Genomic DNA, 15,543 nt, shown 5'->3' with positions numbered 1-15,543 from the left:
ATCACACGAATTCCAAGTCAATGTTCATTTTAAAATTCGCATCAACGGATTTTTGAATCCACCATTCTTCATCCAATCGATCGAGTAAATTCAATGCATTATCAATATTAGAATTTTGATCAACACAAATGTATAAGAATAATTTATTAGGCTTTAAGGTATCTGCATCCCTAATTATTCTCAACTGCAATTTATTATTACCAAAGATTTTTCTGATTTTTATAGAAGCTTCAAATAGCAAAGGCATTAAATATGTATTAGATTTCACAAACTTTATAACTGAATCATTTTCATTAATATCGAAAATGTAATGTAACATGTCAATCATTGCGTCTTGTTCAAAAAAAACACTTGGTCTAACAGCTTCAATTTCTTTCAAACTTAGTGCAGATGATGTAACCGATAATACTTTTCTAGAAGCATTACTTGTTACGACTTTAATGCGTTCCCATGAAAGGAATGGTGTTAGACTTAGCGGAGAATTGTATAAATTATCGAGAACAGTCATTATGACTCCACCACCTCAAAGGTTGATCTGAGCGCTTCTTTGACACTTGCTTCGAATGCATCTTCAATACTATCATGCGCTTGGGCAAGTACTACAAAGAGATCATCAAACTCTTGATTGAAGATAGTGTACTGGAAATCAAAAACTACATTATCTTCATGACTAGACAATTGAAGCTTTAGTTTATCTTCTTTTCCCTCAAAAGGAATTTGAACTCCCATTGCAAAGGAATCGTATGTTTGTGGCATTTGATCACCTATAAATGGATAGAAATTAAGATAATCTGAAAGTTCAACTTCTTCTGTTACTTCAGCATCGGGTATCGGAATGAGATTAATGTACCTCAAGGATGATTGTTTCACTTTGCTTGGTTCTGCTATCCTTTTATATGCAGTTAGTACAGAATCGATAACTTGGAAATAGTTTTCCCATGAAGTGTATGGCTTCACGTGATTTATCGATAAAAAGTCAGGACTAATTTGGACAATCAAATTCTGATCATCATTGATAAACTGGATTCTATCTGTAACAATAACGTTTTGTTGAACTCCTGTAGTTTCTACTTCCACACCGAGAGCGTATGCTTTGGTTTGTTTTCGCTTAGGATATTCAGCTTTCAGTTCCTCATAAATTAAACCAGGAATTGCATCATCCCATTCAAGACCGGGATCAAATTGGAACTCACAAATTGCCTCCAATAATGGTGGGTTATTATATCTATTCCGGGACATTGTTTCTTTTCCCCTCTTCCCAAACTTATATATGTCAAGTATATCCCACAACTCTAGAAAGTATCAATAAAAAAGGAAACATTTTGAAAATGTTCTGCATCTCTTGCAGGATAGTAGGTAGACCTACGATTCCAGCTTTCAATGCCATGCGATAAGACACCCCTATTTTCCCGAAAGTAAACAACTCCAGCTATTATACCCCAGCAGCACCTACATTGAAAGTGTAACCCGCTGGAATGATTAGCGCCGCGGCGGCAATACTACGTAAGCGGCAGTGCACGCAAGCCTATCCAAGCGACTGAGAATCTGGGAGGTGATCACATGGAAAACAAGAAGCACAAGGGGAATTATACCGGCACGACGAATATGAAAGCCAAGAATCAAGATATGGCCTTCGTCAACGATACGATAGAAGATACCAAATCCACGTCCAACTTTACGGCGGATAAAAAGAAAACCGATTAACCATTACTCTTCCAACCACAAATAAGCCCGAAACCCGCGATTCTGCTATCGACGGGCTTCGGGCCTTTCGCTTGCCTACTCGCTTACATCTTCGGGCCTTTCGGTTTTCTGCTTGCTTACATTCTGATCGGCGCTTCCTTCAATTCCGCGCGCGACTGCAAATACCGGAAGAAGGCGACCGAGGCTTCCCCTCGCGTAACCTGCTTCTTCGGCAGAAACTTGCCGTCAGCCAGGCTCATGATTTGAAGGCCGACAACAATTGCCGCCTGCCCTTTATTCTCGATTTGAGCGGAATCCTTAAACGAGGCTTTAAAAATATGATCGTAATTCGCAAGCGCGTTGTAACCAAGCGCGCGGACGATCAGCTCAGCCATCTCATCGCGTGAAACCTTGCCGCTTGGATTAAAAGAACCGTCGCCAACGTCAATTAAATTTTGCTCGAGTGCCGATTCAACATAAACGAAATAGCTGGAGTCTGCCGCGACGTCATTAAAGGAAGCTTTGCCTGACAAGCGATCTGCTGATGCCATTACCGGGGAGATCCCGCTGCTTCTGGCAAGCACCAGCATTTTGATCAATTCGCCGCGAGTTACCGCTTCATTCGGGCGAACCTCGCCATTTTTGACATCGAGTGCTTTATAGGCAACCATCAGCTCCAGCTGGCGCTGCGCCCAGTGGCCCTCAATATCCTTCGCCTTCGGCTTCTCAAGCTGGGTGGACTCGCCGGTTTCACGGTTGCGCCAGCCCCCGGTCTCCGCATCAAGAAACAGCGCTTCGTCAATTAGACGGGGGACAAGCTGATACACGAGCTCGGCTTCGGTAACCGCCTTGACTTCATCGCCCTTAATCTCTCCTGCAGCAAGCATCAGCTTATATTTCTCGATCGGAAGCGGCTGCCCGTTCCAAGAAAACTGCTGCACGAGGCGATACGTCAGCTGCGTCCGATAATAATCGAGCCATGCCGCAATAGCTTTATCCTTTTCAATGACAGCAGGTGCCTTCGCAGGATATTCGTAGCCGGTTAGATAAGCGTCGTAGTTCACCACTTCGCCGGTACTGGAGTCAATCGTCACGTTGATGCTGTCATACTCGATGACTGCACCATGGATCTTGTGCACAAAGTTAAAGTAAAAACGTCCGTTTCCATTACGCTTCATGTCTTCATACTGCTTGGGATCCGGCTTGATAAAATACAATTCGTCGGTTAGCCACGGCAATTGCTTCTTAACCGTTTCAATCGCGAGCGCAGAAGCCTGCTCCAGCGGAACCTGGGGAGTATTAGCCTGCCCCTGGTCAATGTATGCATAGGTATTGAAGCTCCGGATCGACCCCGTATGTCCATCAACAGATGCCGAGGCGGAGCCCGTCTCTTTGCCGTCCTTCTTGAACGTCCAATTTAAGTTCCAGAAGGCTTCCGCTCTGCCCGTGCCTTCATTCGTTTGCTCATTATAGTTAGAGCCGTTCAGCTCTGCTTCGGCAGGCAGCTTGAACGCCGCTTTCACAGCTTCTGCCGCCTGCTTCTCGGTTATGGTTCCTGACTTTGGCTCTTCGCCCGCAGGTTTCTCCGTAAGCGGGGTAACAGAAACCACGCCTGCTCTATACGTATTCAAATTACCATTGCCTTTAAGCTCGCCAGTGGCTGCATCGATGGCAATTGGCAGCAGCTCATAGCTCAGCTTCGGCGTCTTTTTGCCCTGCGCATTGTATGGGACGATGTAGGCAAGCTGCGGAGCAGCTGCGGCGCGAAGCTTTGCGTCCGCTTGTTCAGCCGTCAGCATCGCATCGATCTTCGGGAACACAATGGTATTATCCCATTGCAGCGAGTACCGCCTAACATGTCCCTCGCTGTCCACCTCAAGCTCGATGTAGTTGTCTACATAAGGAATCCCATTAACCATCCGGTCGTATCGGAGCGTATGCAGCACCTCTCCTGTCAGCGGAGGCAGCAGCTGCAGGCCGTATTCCGGGTTATATCGAATGCTGTCTTTGTAGTCAGCTGCTATGGTTTGAATAAAACGGAGTGCGATCTGCTGCGCATCATCCCGCTCAACCTTAAGCGGATAGGACGGCTTGGAAGAGGCATTGTCGCTGTATGAGCTGAACTCAAGCAATTGGCCGCTATCCGCATGGATTCTTACGTAAACGCTTCCCAAATGCTTGCCGTTTGCTTTTTTCACGAAATCCAATCCCCAGGTATTGCGCTTGCCGCTAGCCAGCAGCTCCATGGAAAGGTTAGCGCCTTGAAGCACATATTCCTTCGGAATGCTTACATACTGTCTCGCAAGCGCCTCGGCCTTGCTCTTGGTTATAGCCACATCAACCGAACCCGTACTGCCTTCAACCATCGTAACTCCTCCCGACGCAGGGGCTGTTTCTGCCAGCTTGCTCCAATCCGCAGATGCACGATTGCTATCGGCGAACGCCGAAGCAGGCAATACGCTCATGAGCATAGCTGCGGACAGCAACACCGCGAGCTTCTTCCGTTTATCGTTCCTCACTGCTTCACCCTCCAATGGTCTTCCAATTTATTCATAAATTAGACGCATTAGACATGCCGAAAGTTGCAAAAAATGTAAAGAAGAAACGGCTTAGCCATCCTCTGCAAGAGGATGGTATCCGTTTCTCGTAAAATTAGAAGAATACTTTATCGCGTGAATCATATAAAGTCTTATACGTTAAAAAAAGACTGCCGGCGAACTCATGTCCGTCAGCAGTCTTCTCCAATAACGTGACTTGCACAGCTAAGCTGCTTTCCCTCGCCTGAACGCATTTTTGATCCGCTGCAGGAGGTAGACGGCAAGCCAGCTCGATAAAATGATAAACAACGGCATAACCGTGAAGTTGTATCGGTATTCTGGCACAAACAGCAGCCTGATCAAAGACATAATGACAATGACTACCGCCAGCATGGCCGCGGGATGCCTCCAGCGCCATAGCAGGAACAGAAGCGGAATAAGGCTGCTGTATACAATCAGCTGATGGAAGTTATGGCCTTTCGGGTACACCGTGAACCCCGGCTCATGGCCGGAACCGAAAAACATCCGGTTGTACGTATATTCAAGCTTGCCTACCGTGTACCATTTCACGTACTTCCAGGTTTGCTGCGTGAATCCCGCTTTAATCCTCGCCCAAGCCACCTCATCCTGAGTCAGGCCCGTTGGATCGATGATTTTGTCCAAATAATCCTTATTCGGATATGTACCTGCTTTAAACGGATTCGATTGCGAAGCCGTAAGCACGAATTCATGCAAGGTTACTGCGTTGCGTATCCACCATGGAAGCATCGTTGCCGTCACACAAAGACCCGTAATGACTCCGAGCAGAACCACTTTTTTGGCAACTTCCCATTTCGATCTTGTCGCTTCCATCAGTCCAGAACGGCGTCTGAACCATTGCTGAAGCAGGAATACGCCATAAAGCGGTACGAATAGCGGAAGGAATTCGGCACGCACAAGCACGGTCAATCCGAGCAGGACACCCGCAAGCGCCGCGTCACGCTTTCGCTCCGTACGGAAAGCATAGAGCTGCATGGCTAGATAGGCCATTAAGAAAAATAAAGCAAGCGTCTCGGTCAGCACGGCGCCTGTCGCCCAAATGAAGGGATGATACACCGCTCCGATAATAATAGACAGCATCGCTACCCATTTATTGCGCGTAGCCAGCATGGCAATGAGATAGATCAGCGCTAATGTGGCTACGCTCACGAGAAGCTGAATCCATCTAATTAACGGATAAGGCTCGGCATTCAAGGCGTCGGCAAGCAGATAAGTACCCGCCATGAACAACGGATAACCAGGCGTTACCCTTGCATTCGAAACCTCTTCCTTGTAGCCATATATCCCCTTGTCGATCAGCCGATGCACCATCTCGTCATAATACTTGGTATCATGAGATACGGTATGCTTTACCGAAGTAAGAAAATCCGCTCTCAACCAGCCTGCAAGCAGAAAAATAAGAACGATCGCAATCGTCCACGCTTTGTTTTTCCTAACCCATTCCACCAAATCCGTAAATCCTCCTCTATGCCCCGAACAGCTTATTTCCAAGCAAGTACGATTACCCCTGCCAAAATGATGGCAACGCCGATCCAACGCTGCAGCGGCACTGTTTCATGAAATATAAATACAGCTGCAATCAAAGCAATAACATAAGCCAAGCTTTGCAGCGGATAAGCCAAACTAAGCGGCAGCTTCTTCAGCACGTAAAGCCACATTACGGTAGCGATACCGTATAATACGAGCCCTGACCATATATGCGGCGACCACAGTAGCGATACCCACGAATCCCCTTTGGCCGTGTCCAGCTTGTTCATTCCTGTTTTCCATAGGAGCTGTCCCGAAACAAGCAGCAAAATGTTTAAAAACAATACGATATATGCCATTAGGAATCCGACCTTTTGCGTTCATGCAATTCATGGTGCAGAATGCCAAGCTCCTGCGTAAGGCGAATGACCTTCTCGGACAGCTTCGATACGATGACCGTAAGATGCAGAATGAGCGCGATGCAAAACAAAATGCCAACTAAAAAGAGCAGCGCCGGCGCGTAATCGATTCCTACCGCATCCGCCAATGCGTCAATGATCTGTACGCGGACTGATAAAATAAGCATAACTACGCCGAACAACAGCCACAGCATCGAATACTGCTCGCGCAGAAGCCGACGGTTAATCAACATGATAAGTACAAACAAAAAAACAACGCTTGTGATAATCCACAAGGCTTGCATGGTGTATCCTCCTTCAAGCTATCACGACCTTGTATTGAAGCTTCGCAGCTTCTAGGATCTTTATGATTGAACTTCTACCGGCTTTGTTGCCTTCAAGCTGCGAATGAACAGCGACAGCGTAACCTTTACCATATAATACACCGAACGAACGGCATTTATTGATGAAGTGCCTCCCGTGCGCGCGTCCATCACGACAGCAACCTCGCTGGTGCGCAGACCGCTGCGGTGAATCAGCACAATGGAGTCCACTTCCGGATAGTCCGTTGCGTAATCGCTTTGGAATACCGCGATTGCCCGTTTGTTGGCTGCCCTGAAGCCCGATGTCACATCCAGCACGCGTTTATGCGTCATCGCGCTGACGATGGTGGACAAGATCTTGATGCCTGCTCTCCGCGATGCCGAGGAAAGGAAGCCCGTTTGCTCGATAAACCTGGAGCCGATCGCCAAATCAGCTTTCCCATTAAGCACCGGGTCCAAAATAAGATGCAGCTGCTCCGCTTTATGCTGTCCGTCTCCGTCTACTTGAACCGCAACATCGAAGCCGTAACGATGTGCATAACGATATCCGGTCTGCATGGCGCCGCCTATACCCAAATTCGTTGGAAGTGTGATGACAGCCGCGCCGTTTGCCTCCGCTACTTCACGGGTACGGTCCTTCGAGCCGTCATTGATGACTAATATGTGCGCAGACGGGCAATGCATCTTCACATCTTGAATCACATGGCTTATGCTGTGTTCCTCATTATAAGCCGGAATAATGATCAATATTTTTGAAGACGTCAACCCTTGCCGCAGAGACTCTCCGGTAATCTTGCTGTCCTTTTTCGTCATGACTGCGTTCACTTCATCACCACTCCATAAATCAAAGTTTGAGTACGCTAATGCGCACAATTAGTTCAATTCTACTAACAACTCTATTAGAAAGCAACCGATACGATTGTGAATTTGTGTAAAATATGTGCATTTCAAGCCTTTTTATCGGCCTTTAGTTAACAAAAATAGTAATTTATGTTTGGTAGACAAATGCTATCCATGAAAAAAATATCGCCTGATGAGCAGCCATTGGCTGATACCAGACGATATTTAGACGATATTCAATTGGAAAAAGTTGCTTATAGCTGACCGGAAATTTTCGCTTTCAAAGCATCTTTGCTTTGAACGCCGACCATTTTGTCAACGGGTTGGCCATCTTTGAAAAGAATCAAAGTCGGTATGCTCATTACGCCGAATTGGGAAGCGAGCTCAGGCTGCTCATCCACGTTGATTTTTGCGATTACGGCTTGACCTTCAAGCTCAGTGGAGAGCTCCTCTACGATTGGAAGCTGCGTTTTGCAAGGTCCGCACCAAGGTGCCCAGAAATCCACAAGGGAAACGCCGTTTTGAATGCTCTCGTTAAAGTTTTCTTTCGTCAATGCTACTGCCATTTCAATCATCCTCTCTAAACAATGTGTATGATAAAGGGAATACCCGTCTCACCGCTTGTTGAAACGCGATTCGCTATTCGCAAGCGTGAATTTGTTTCAACACGTCCTGAATCGTTATCGCGCTGAAATGGCTCTCCAGCTGCTTCTCCGCCGTGCAAAATATACCGAACATTACCTGATTCATATTCGATCCCACGACGCAATCCATCTCTGGATTGCCCGAGCACCAGCTCGGAATAAGCGAGCCTTGTGCCATTACTCGATAAATATCAGCCAATGTTACCACATTCGGATCAATCGTCAGCCTATAGCCGCCTCCCGATCCTTCGCGTGTATCCACATATCCGCTGCGTCGCAAACCACCCATTACCTTCCTGACGCGAGCAGAGTGCGTGCCAACATTGTCGGCAATCATATCGCTGCTAGCCATCCTATCCGGTAAATAAGCCAAGTAAACGAGACTGTGTACGGCAATCGTAAATTCGCTGTTCACTGTTTAAGGGCCTCCCTGCTTTGTACTGTAATTTTATCAGTTACAGTTAAAGTTGTCAATAGACAGGACGCCAATTCGCTTTCTTAGCATGCGGAGGGAATCATTCCGCTATCCCGCTCAATTTCTGGATCGGAAACGCAACATTTTTTTGGAGCGCAGTCATGTTTGAGCGCTCTCTCCGAATAAATATGAATAGTGCTACCTCTTTCGGTTTGGTCGCAGCAAGCCGGGTAGGCACATGCTTCCTAAACTAGTTTTACATTGTAAAACTTTAAGGAGGTGACACATAATGGCATTATTTTGGAATCGATGGATACCCGTTCGTACGGAAGGCGGTGCCAGAGCGGAGCTTATTGACCGGCTGGAGGCCCACTTCAAGGCAAATGGATTGAAATCCAAAATTACCATTGAAGGCAATTCCTTGAGACGGATTCATGTGCTTAAAAAGGACGCCGATCTTGCAAAGGTTCTGCTCGATGCGTTTGACGAGGAGCATTAATGCGGGCGCGCAGCAAAGCTAACGCAAGCAGCGGCATTCTAAGCGAATGCCGCTGCTTGGCCTGTCAATTAGGACGAGCGTCCGATAACCGAGGAGCTTCTCACGAAGCGATAGCCTTTACGAACGCCATTGAGTACCCATTCCGGGACAGGAATCAGCTTTTTGGATAGGAAAGGCATATAAATTTTGTTATACGCTTTTTTCAAATCATCCCACATCGTGCACGGCTCTTCCTTCAAAAAGTCTGAAATATCGAGCACGATGCCATGGCCGTCCTGCATCATGACGTTTTTGCCATGCACATCATGCGGGTGCAGGCCGCGCGATCTTGCGTAATCAAGCGCCTCGTCAATATCCGCGATCACCTTCTGGGGAATAATTACCCCGTCAATAATGCACTGATAGAGCGTCTTGCCCTTCAATCGTTTTAGAATCAAGTAATAATGCCCTTTATGCTCGCCAGCGTGGTAACACTGGGAATAGGCCGGATGACTGCCGATCCTGGAATAAACCTCGCATTCGCTCTCCCAGCCTTCGCGCCCGGGCGCATATACCTTCACCGCTATATCGGAGTAGTCGCGGTGCGTGAATACGCCAGCGTAATTGCCTGCCCCCAAGAGCTGCCAGCCCTGCGGCGTTTCCTCCACGCGAATGGGATCGGCAGGGTCAACGCTGCCAAGCACCAGATTCGACAATAAGCTTTGCTCCACTAGCCGGATAAATGGTCCCAGCTGCTTCTCGTCCAACATGAAAACTCCTTCTTTCTTTGCCTGCGAACACCGTTTCCTTCATTGTAAGACCAGCAGGCATAAAAATAAAGACCGCGGCAGAAAGCTTATTAGCCCTCTGCCACGGTCTTCGCCCTTTCGCGGGGCTTAATGGCCGCCGCCAACTACCTTCAAACCAATGACGCCTGAAATAATCATCGATAAAAACAGCACTTTACGCCAATCTCTCGATTCACCGAAAACAAACATGCCCAATATGACGCTGCCGATTGAGCCGATTCCCGTCCATATGCCGTATGCGGTGCTGATGGGAATCGTCTGAAGCGCTTTGGATAAGAAGAAAAAGCTAACGAAGCCTGCCCCTATCGCGCCAACCGTGCCCTTCCAGCGCTTAAAGCCGTCCGACAGCTTCATGAACGTAACGCCGCCTACCTCGCCTAACCCCGATATGATCAAAAAGATCCATGCCATGTTATGAACCCACCTTTTCGTGCTCTACGCTGATTTCGCCTGCCTGTGCAGCTTGTGCCGGCTTCTCCTTCGATACGAGCTTTAAGCCGACAATACCGCCCACGAGCACGGCAATAAAAAACAAACGCCAGAAATCAGCCGGTTCATCCAGAATGAATATGCCTGCTATGACCGTACCAACCGTACCGATTCCCGTAAACATTGCGTACGCTACGCCAATTTCAATCGTTCTCATCGCGCGGGCAAACAGCATGAAGCTGGCAGCCAGCACGATAATCGTAATGATGCTCGGAACGAGCTGCGTGAAGCCCTCCGAATATTTTAGACCGAATGTCCAGCCTACCTCAAGAACACCAGCCAACAATAGAAATACCCACTGCATGGTTACTCAATCCTCTCTCGCTGTCATCGTCCATAGCTGCCACAATGATTGCCACACTAATTTTTTTCTTTTTTCGAAAAGCTCTTCTTCATACAATTGGTTCTCGACAAGCAAACCGTCGACACACACATAAAACGCAGCGATAAGCCGTTCTTCTTCCGCGCCTTTAAACAAACCCTCTTGAGCGCCTTGATGCAGCACCTTAACGATGCCCACGGTCAGCTCGTTCTCGTAACGCAAGAAATCCTGTCTCAGCTGATCCCGCAAATGCCGCGGCGGGACGAGAATCGTACGCTTCAAGAATGCCTGGCCCGTCGACATATGCTTCAGATCGGTAAAAAAAGCGAATAACCGATACACCTGCTGTTTAACCGGCTCCTGCTCCATTTCGGCGAGGAGCTCCATATACTGCTTCCGTTCTTCAGCGATCACCTCTTGAATCAACTGAACAAACAATTGTTCCTTCGATTTATAATGCGCATATATAGACGGGGTTTTGATGCCCACCGCTTTGGCAATTTCTGAAAGCGCCGCACCTTCGTAGCCGGACTCGGTAAACATCGTTAGCGCAGCTTGCTTGATTTTCTCTGAGGTCGTAGGCTCCGTACTCATAGGCAATCCCTCCGCAACGTATCGTTTTATTTTGCCTAACGAACGTTAGTTAGTCTAGCGATTGTAAAACGGTTGGCCCCAAAAGTCAAGGCTTCAATCCGCACAAGAGTAAACGGCTGTCGCCGTCCTATGGCGGCTATGCTTACGTTTCGCGTAGAAATATAGAGAAAGTTGGCGAAATCATATACTTTCCTATATTTTAAGAAGAAACGCATAATGGCGTCCTTGCAATAGACGCCACCGTTTCGGCGAAACGTATAGAGAAAGGATGAGCAAACCCTTATCCTTTCCTATCCGTCAACAGTAAACGGCTGTTGCCGTCCGTTATGGCAAAAGCAATCGCTTCACGTAGATATATAAGCGCGTTTATATGTGAAAACATTTAAATGCTTATAAATCAAAAAAAGCCGCGCAGGCCCCATTTTGCTTGGAGAGCCTGTACGGCTTTGCATTCAGTTTCGTTTTTTGGCACGGTTATACCTTTCCCGAAGCAGCCATCCCGCGTTGATAAGCATGCCGAGCGCTATGCTAAGCAGCATGACCATTACGTTCAGAATAAGGAAATAAACGAGCAGCAGTCCAAAGTCGGTCTCAGTCCGCGATAAAGGAAGAATCTGGCTTAGCACATATGCGAGCAGCACGCTGAATGGAATCCAGAATAAGAATATAAAAATCGGAAAATACCAATGGCGGTTGCGAAACCACTTCACAATGGGAATGGAAAAAGCAACAACCATGAGCGCGCATATGATATAGCTGTTATGGACGATGCCGCTATTGAAATAGGCCGCATATAACAACACATTACCCGCCACCGCGTAAATCAAGCTTAACAGCAGTACGGTCCGCATCGAGCGCTTGAACAACGCTTGCTCCTTCACTGCCTCTTCCATTACTTGCCCACTATTTCTTGCAGCGCCTGGATGAAGGCATCCATTTCTTCGTCTGTTCCGATGCTTACCCGCAAATAACCGTCAATCCGCGGCTGATTGAAGTAGCGAACCAATACCCCTTTATCCCTCAGCTGCTGAAAAACCGCTTGCGCTTCCAGCCTGCTGTGCGAAATGAATACGAAATTCGCTTTGGAGTCGGTCACTTTGAAATCCATCGCAAGCAATTGCTTCGTTACGCGTTCCCGGGTGGCAATGACCTTTGCTGTCGTTTCCCTGAAATAATCGTCATCCTCGAGAGCAGCAACCGCACCCGCGAGCGCAAGCCGATCGATCGTATAGGAATTGAACGAATTTTTAATGCGGTTCAAGCCCTCAATCAGCTCTTCGCTGCCAAAAGCAAAACCAACGCGCAGTCCTGCCAAAGAACGTGATTTGGAAAGCGTCTGCACGACAAGCAAATTCGGATAGTCGCCAATCAGCTCGATAGCCGACTGCCCTCCGAAATCGATGTAGGCTTCATCGATAATAACAACCTGATCGGGATGGTCTGCAAGCAGCTTGCGAATATCATCAAGCGGTAGCAGCTCCGCGGTTGGCGCATTGGGATTAGGGATGACAATCCCGCCGTTATCTGCCCGGAAGTCTTCGACACGGACCTGAAACTGCTCGTCCAGCGGGATAAGCTCCGCGGAGAGTCCATACAGCTTGGCATATACTTTATAGAAGCTATAGGTGATATCCGGGAACAGAAGCTTCTTCGCTGGGTCGAAAAATGCCGCAAATGCAAACGCCAAAATTTCATCTGAGCCATTTCCGGCAAACACTTGCCCGGCAGGCAATCCGTAATAGCCGGCAGCGGCATCTACAAGGCTCTCGCACGTAGGATCCGGATATAAGCGAAGATCCGCATTGGCCGCATCCTTAATGGCCGCAATAACCTTTGGAGAGGGCGGGTAGGGATTCTCATTTGTGTTCAGCTTTATATAGGTTTTGTCCTTCGGCTGCTCACCTGGCACATAAGGCACAAGCGAAGCCGTTAGCGGACTCCAGAATTTACTCAATGGTCGATCTTCCTTTCGTTTTAGCTTCCGAGTTAACTTGCGTTTTACGTATCAGTACTTAGTGTTTATGTACGAGCAGCCTCGTGATCAACAAGCCAAGCAGCGCGCCGAACGTGTTGAGAATGATATCGTCGATATCGAAGCTGCCTACGCGCGTTAGCATCTGCAATAGCTCCACGGCGGTAATGATAACAACCGAAGCTGCGGCGAGAGCGAATCCGCGGCTGTACCTTCTATTCAATAAGGGCAAAAACACGCCAATCGGGATAAAAAGAATAATATTTCCGAATAAATTTTTGAACCACGTATCGAAATTAAAATGATCATGATAAATGATATATTTTTTAATCGTATAGAAAGGAACTAAATTATAGCTGTAGCCTTCTCCAAAATAACGATTGCGATAAAATAATAGCCAACACATGATAAGCACGTAGCCGAACGCAAGCGCGGTTAGAAATAGATTCAGCAATAAGCTTTTGTAATAAGCTTTCGGGTATAAGCGCATTCCTACAGTCTCCATGGAACGGCATAGGTTCGGAATTCATCGGCGCCCGTTATCGCGAGTCCGTTAAGCTGATGGCCGGATGCACAGCCTCCATCAACGCCTATCTTCCCCGGCCCGAACCATATATTCGGATTGCCATGGATATCAATCGCTTTGGTATGGCCGAAGACGACGGTCTTGGCCACGTTAGTCGGCCTGCTTAGGAAAGGCTGCTTGATGTAGAGGAAATCTCTGGAAGGCTGCTCTTTCCAATTCAAGTAGTTCGGGTTAAGCCCGGCGTGTACGTAGATGAAGTGCTCATCCTCATGATAATAAGGCAGTTGATCCAGAAAGGTCATATGATGCATATAGCGCTCTTGAACGGCAGCCTTTGCCTGATCAATAATGTCTCCGATTGCACCCTGCTTCGCGCCGGCATAGCTCTCGGCAGTCTGCCTGCCGCCATGCCCCGCAAATTTAATGAGTGCCTGCTCGCTCCGCTCCAGCATCACATCCACAAAGCGCTCGTCATGATTGCCCTGTACGGCGATCGCGCCGTCATTCTTGACGAGCCCTACAACCTGCTCAACGACTTCACGGCTGCGGGGGCCGCGGTCAACAAAATCGCCAAGCAGCATGAGCTGATCCTCTCCCGGGCAATAATTCATACGCTCAAGCAAGTCGTTGAACGGCGAATAGCAGCCATGAATATCGCTTATGACTAGGGTTCGCTTCATACGCGCCTCCCCGAGATCACAAGATCTCTCTCTATGCCGTCAAGCACGGCGACTTTGGGGAGATGTCCCCATGTTTCAAAACCGAACTTCCGGAGCAATGCCAAACTCGGTTCGTTATGTCCGAAGACGAAGCCAAGCAAGGTGTGCAGCCCTAAGCGCGGACATTCGTCTATCGCCTTCTGGATAAGAATAGATCCTAGACCCAGCTTCCGGAACGGCTCTGCGATATAAATGCTAATCTCGGCTGTGGCAAGATAAGCTGGCCGGCCATAGAAGGATTGAAAGCTGAACCATGCAGCGATTTCGCCCTCTATTCGCAAAACCCACAGCGGGCGGAAATCAGCCGAGTGGTCATCAAACCAAGACCGCTTGCTCGCCACCGTGGCCGGCTCCAAATCTGCCGTGACCATCCTGCTTGCAATCGTAGCATTATAAATATCAACGATACGCTCCAGATCGCTTAGCTGCGCATCCATAATTTCGTACTGTAGCTGTCTGGTCATGCTCGCCACCTCTTACCTTTCTATGTTAGTCACGATGTCCCTTGCATTCGAATGCTGTTAACTTTGACAAATTATATCACATCATGAATTGTCAGCTATATATTTAATGTATTCAGCCGGCGTGTTCAAATTAATAAACGTTGCCATTTGGGCAGGCTCTTGCGGATCAACCGCAATGGTACGAAGACCGTTCAGCAAGCCCATTAGCCGCAAATCTCTCTTTTCCAGCGCCTTCTCGATAGCTACGGCCGTTTCGGCATGATAAAGCGCATGGAAAGGCTGGCCCGTGACATGAATCACATCAGCTTCCTGCGCCATATTTGCCTTTAACACCCCGAGCAACTCCTCCGACACCTGCGGCATGTCGCAGGCCATCACAAATACATACCCGCTGCCAATAGCCGATAAACCGGCATGAAGACCGGATAAAGGGCCGCATGCCGGATAGATATCATGAACATAGGTTACCGAATCAGCCAGTTCACCTAGATTAGCGCGGTAAATCGCCTCCCGCTCCGGTGGTCCAACCGAGACAGTCACATGATCCGCTAGAAGGGCGAGCTGCTTCGCAAGCCGGTAAACGAGCGGCTTGCCTCCTATGTCCAGCAGTGCTTTGTCCGTTCCCATTCTCGTGCTTTGCCCGCCCGCAAGCAGCAGAGCTTGTAAGTTCCGATCTCCCATGAGACCCCTCATTCCCCTTAATAGACAAACGAAGACGGCTGTAGCCGTCCTCTGTGGCAAAAGCAGTCGTTTCGAGGAGATCTATAAGCACATTGATATGAGAAACCATATCAATTCTTATATATGAACAAAGCCCGCCGAGT

At 48.0% G+C, this 15,543-nt stretch carries 21 protein-coding genes; 2 read left to right on the top strand and 19 right to left on the bottom strand.

Translation table 11 applies throughout. The features are described 5' to 3' along the window. Position 1: 1 nt before the first annotated feature. Together AC0YN3_RS15500 and AC0YN3_RS15495 are read right to left on the bottom strand one after the other, a co-directional pair. Positions 2-508, bottom strand: coding sequence for a hypothetical protein (locus AC0YN3_RS15500; protein WP_475775924.1), 507 nt, complete (start codon positions 506-508; stop codon positions 2-4). Continuing rightward, entirely contained in the window at positions 508-1,239 is a 732-nt protein-coding gene (locus tag AC0YN3_RS15495; protein WP_475775923.1) for a TIGR04255 family protein, read from the bottom strand. Before AC0YN3_RS15495 ends, AC0YN3_RS15500 begins: the two co-directional genes overlap by 1 nt. A gap of 321 nt (positions 1,240-1,560) precedes the next feature. Here AC0YN3_RS15495 and AC0YN3_RS15490 point away from each other — a divergent pair, with 321 nt between their 5' ends. Then, positions 1,561-1,704, top strand: coding sequence for a hypothetical protein (locus AC0YN3_RS15490; RefSeq protein ID WP_171056268.1), 144 nt, complete (start codon positions 1,561-1,563; stop codon positions 1,702-1,704). A 116-nt stretch (positions 1,705-1,820) separates the two neighbouring features. Here the strand turns inward: AC0YN3_RS15490 and AC0YN3_RS15485 are convergent, their stop codons facing one another. The 7 genes from AC0YN3_RS15485 to AC0YN3_RS15455 form a co-directional block, all read right to left on the bottom strand. Continuing rightward, positions 1,821-4,202 carry an S-layer homology domain-containing protein gene (locus tag AC0YN3_RS15485; protein WP_475775922.1) on the bottom strand — a complete coding sequence of 794 codons (2,382 nt, stop codon included), beginning with the start codon at positions 4,200-4,202 and terminating at the stop codon, positions 1,821-1,823. Between the two features lie 243 nt (positions 4,203-4,445). Continuing rightward, on the bottom strand, positions 4,446-5,705 hold the full coding sequence (locus tag AC0YN3_RS15480) for a phospholipid carrier-dependent glycosyltransferase (protein ID WP_475776090.1): 1,260 nt from the start codon (positions 5,703-5,705) through the stop codon (positions 4,446-4,448). 35 nt (positions 5,706-5,740) lie between these two features. Next, positions 5,741-6,085 carry an EamA family transporter gene (locus tag AC0YN3_RS15475; RefSeq protein ID WP_475775921.1) on the bottom strand — a complete coding sequence of 115 codons (345 nt, stop codon included), beginning with the start codon at positions 6,083-6,085 and terminating at the stop codon, positions 5,741-5,743. Then, the gene (locus tag AC0YN3_RS15470) at positions 6,085-6,429 is read right to left on the bottom strand and encodes a DUF2304 domain-containing protein (protein ID WP_183562751.1); all 345 of its coding nucleotides are present in this window, start codon (positions 6,427-6,429) and stop codon (positions 6,085-6,087) included. Before AC0YN3_RS15470 ends, AC0YN3_RS15475 begins: the two co-directional genes overlap by 1 nt. Before the next feature lie 60 nt (positions 6,430-6,489). Further along, a complete protein-coding gene (locus AC0YN3_RS15465) occupies positions 6,490-7,272 on the bottom strand; it encodes a glycosyltransferase family 2 protein (RefSeq protein WP_475775920.1) in 783 nt (260 codons plus the stop codon). Positions 7,273-7,541: 269 nt separating this feature from the next. Next, positions 7,542-7,853 carry a thioredoxin gene (trxA, locus tag AC0YN3_RS15460; RefSeq protein WP_475775919.1) on the bottom strand — a complete coding sequence of 104 codons (312 nt, stop codon included), beginning with the start codon at positions 7,851-7,853 and terminating at the stop codon, positions 7,542-7,544. Between the two features lie 73 nt (positions 7,854-7,926). Continuing rightward, complete coding sequence (locus AC0YN3_RS15455) at positions 7,927-8,346, bottom strand: RrF2 family transcriptional regulator (RefSeq protein WP_183562755.1); 420 nt, start codon at positions 8,344-8,346, stop codon at positions 7,927-7,929. Positions 8,347-8,635: 289 nt separating this feature from the next. On the opposite strand from AC0YN3_RS15455, the gene AC0YN3_RS15450 reads away from it, so the two are divergent. Beyond that, entirely contained in the window at positions 8,636-8,845 is a 210-nt protein-coding gene (locus AC0YN3_RS15450; RefSeq protein WP_475775918.1) for a hypothetical protein, read from the top strand. A gap of 68 nt (positions 8,846-8,913) precedes the next feature. Here the strand turns inward: AC0YN3_RS15450 and AC0YN3_RS15445 are convergent, their stop codons facing one another. The 10 genes from AC0YN3_RS15445 to mobA all read right to left on the bottom strand — a co-directional run bounded on the left by AC0YN3_RS15445 (position 8,914) and on the right by mobA (position 15,400). Next, a complete protein-coding gene (locus tag AC0YN3_RS15445; protein ID WP_475775917.1) occupies positions 8,914-9,594 on the bottom strand; it encodes a serine/threonine protein kinase in 681 nt (226 codons plus the stop codon). A gap of 126 nt (positions 9,595-9,720) precedes the next feature. Further along, positions 9,721-10,044, bottom strand: coding sequence for a DMT family transporter (locus AC0YN3_RS15440; RefSeq protein WP_475775916.1), 324 nt, complete (start codon positions 10,042-10,044; stop codon positions 9,721-9,723). 1 nt (position 10,045) lies between these two features. Further along, entirely contained in the window at positions 10,046-10,426 is a 381-nt protein-coding gene (locus tag AC0YN3_RS15435; RefSeq protein ID WP_475775915.1) for a DMT family transporter, read from the bottom strand. A 6-nt stretch (positions 10,427-10,432) separates the two neighbouring features. After that, positions 10,433-11,038 carry a TetR/AcrR family transcriptional regulator gene (locus AC0YN3_RS15430; RefSeq protein ID WP_475775914.1) on the bottom strand — a complete coding sequence of 202 codons (606 nt, stop codon included), beginning with the start codon at positions 11,036-11,038 and terminating at the stop codon, positions 10,433-10,435. A 452-nt stretch (positions 11,039-11,490) separates the two neighbouring features. After that, positions 11,491-11,931, bottom strand: coding sequence for a hypothetical protein (locus AC0YN3_RS15425; RefSeq protein WP_475775913.1), 441 nt, complete (start codon positions 11,929-11,931; stop codon positions 11,491-11,493). Beyond that, positions 11,931-12,992, bottom strand: coding sequence for a histidinol-phosphate transaminase (gene hisC / locus AC0YN3_RS15420; RefSeq protein WP_475775912.1), 1,062 nt, complete (start codon positions 12,990-12,992; stop codon positions 11,931-11,933). Before hisC ends, AC0YN3_RS15425 begins: the two co-directional genes overlap by 1 nt. A 58-nt stretch (positions 12,993-13,050) precedes the next feature. Further along, a complete protein-coding gene (locus tag AC0YN3_RS15415; RefSeq protein WP_475775911.1) occupies positions 13,051-13,500 on the bottom strand; it encodes a VanZ family protein in 450 nt (149 codons plus the stop codon). Positions 13,501-13,502: 2 nt separating this feature from the next. Next, on the bottom strand, positions 13,503-14,216 hold the full coding sequence (locus AC0YN3_RS15410; RefSeq protein WP_475775910.1) for a metallophosphoesterase: 714 nt from the start codon (positions 14,214-14,216) through the stop codon (positions 13,503-13,505). Next, entirely contained in the window at positions 14,213-14,719 is a 507-nt protein-coding gene (locus AC0YN3_RS15405; protein ID WP_475775909.1) for an N-acetyltransferase family protein, read from the bottom strand. The genes AC0YN3_RS15410 and AC0YN3_RS15405 overlap by 4 nt, the downstream gene beginning before the upstream one ends. A gap of 81 nt (positions 14,720-14,800) precedes the next feature. Then, positions 14,801-15,400: a molybdenum cofactor guanylyltransferase gene (gene mobA, locus AC0YN3_RS15400; RefSeq protein ID WP_475775908.1), complete on the bottom strand. Its 600-nt coding sequence runs from the start codon at positions 15,398-15,400 to the stop codon at positions 14,801-14,803. Between the last annotated feature and the right edge of the window lie 143 nt (positions 15,401-15,543).

It is taken from the genome of Paenibacillus sp. J22R232, assembly GCF_056269165.1.
Note: the sequence above shows the minus strand (reverse complement) of the source record. Positions and strands in the feature narration are given on the sequence as shown.

Coding starts and splice junctions, on each gene's coding strand:
- AC0YN3_RS15500 (WP_475775924.1), bottom strand. CDS start 508: ATGACTGTTCTCGATAATTTATACAATTCTCCGCTAAGTCTAACACCA.
- AC0YN3_RS15495 (WP_475775923.1), bottom strand. CDS start 1,239: ATGTCCCGGAATAGATATAATAACCCACCATTATTGGAGGCAATTTGT.
- AC0YN3_RS15490 (WP_171056268.1), top strand. CDS start 1,561: ATGGAAAACAAGAAGCACAAGGGGAATTATACCGGCACGACGAATATG.
- AC0YN3_RS15475 (WP_475775921.1), bottom strand. CDS start 6,085: ATGGCATATATCGTATTGTTTTTAAACATTTTGCTGCTTGTTTCGGGA.
- AC0YN3_RS15470 (WP_183562751.1), bottom strand. CDS start 6,429: ATGCAAGCCTTGTGGATTATCACAAGCGTTGTTTTTTTGTTTGTACTT.
- trxA (WP_475775919.1), bottom strand. CDS start 7,853: ATGGCAGTAGCATTGACGAAAGAAAACTTTAACGAGAGCATTCAAAAC.
- AC0YN3_RS15450 (WP_475775918.1), top strand. CDS start 8,636: ATGGCATTATTTTGGAATCGATGGATACCCGTTCGTACGGAAGGCGGT.
- AC0YN3_RS15445 (WP_475775917.1), bottom strand. CDS start 9,594: ATGTTGGACGAGAAGCAGCTGGGACCATTTATCCGGCTAGTGGAGCAA.
- AC0YN3_RS15440 (WP_475775916.1), bottom strand. CDS start 10,044: ATGGCATGGATCTTTTTGATCATATCGGGGTTAGGCGAGGTAGGCGGC.
- AC0YN3_RS15435 (WP_475775915.1), bottom strand. CDS start 10,426: ATGCAGTGGGTATTTCTATTGTTGGCTGGTGTTCTTGAGGTAGGCTGG.
- AC0YN3_RS15430 (WP_475775914.1), bottom strand. CDS start 11,038: ATGAGTACGGAGCCTACGACCTCAGAGAAAATCAAGCAAGCTGCGCTA.
- AC0YN3_RS15425 (WP_475775913.1), bottom strand. CDS start 11,931: ATGGAAGAGGCAGTGAAGGAGCAAGCGTTGTTCAAGCGCTCGATGCGG.
- AC0YN3_RS15415 (WP_475775911.1), bottom strand. CDS start 13,500: ATGCGCTTATACCCGAAAGCTTATTACAAAAGCTTATTGCTGAATCTA.
- AC0YN3_RS15410 (WP_475775910.1), bottom strand. CDS start 14,216: ATGAAGCGAACCCTAGTCATAAGCGATATTCATGGCTGCTATTCGCCG.
- AC0YN3_RS15405 (WP_475775909.1), bottom strand. CDS start 14,719: ATGACCAGACAGCTACAGTACGAAATTATGGATGCGCAGCTAAGCGAT.
- mobA (WP_475775908.1), bottom strand. CDS start 15,400: ATGGGAGATCGGAACTTACAAGCTCTGCTGCTTGCGGGCGGGCAAAGC.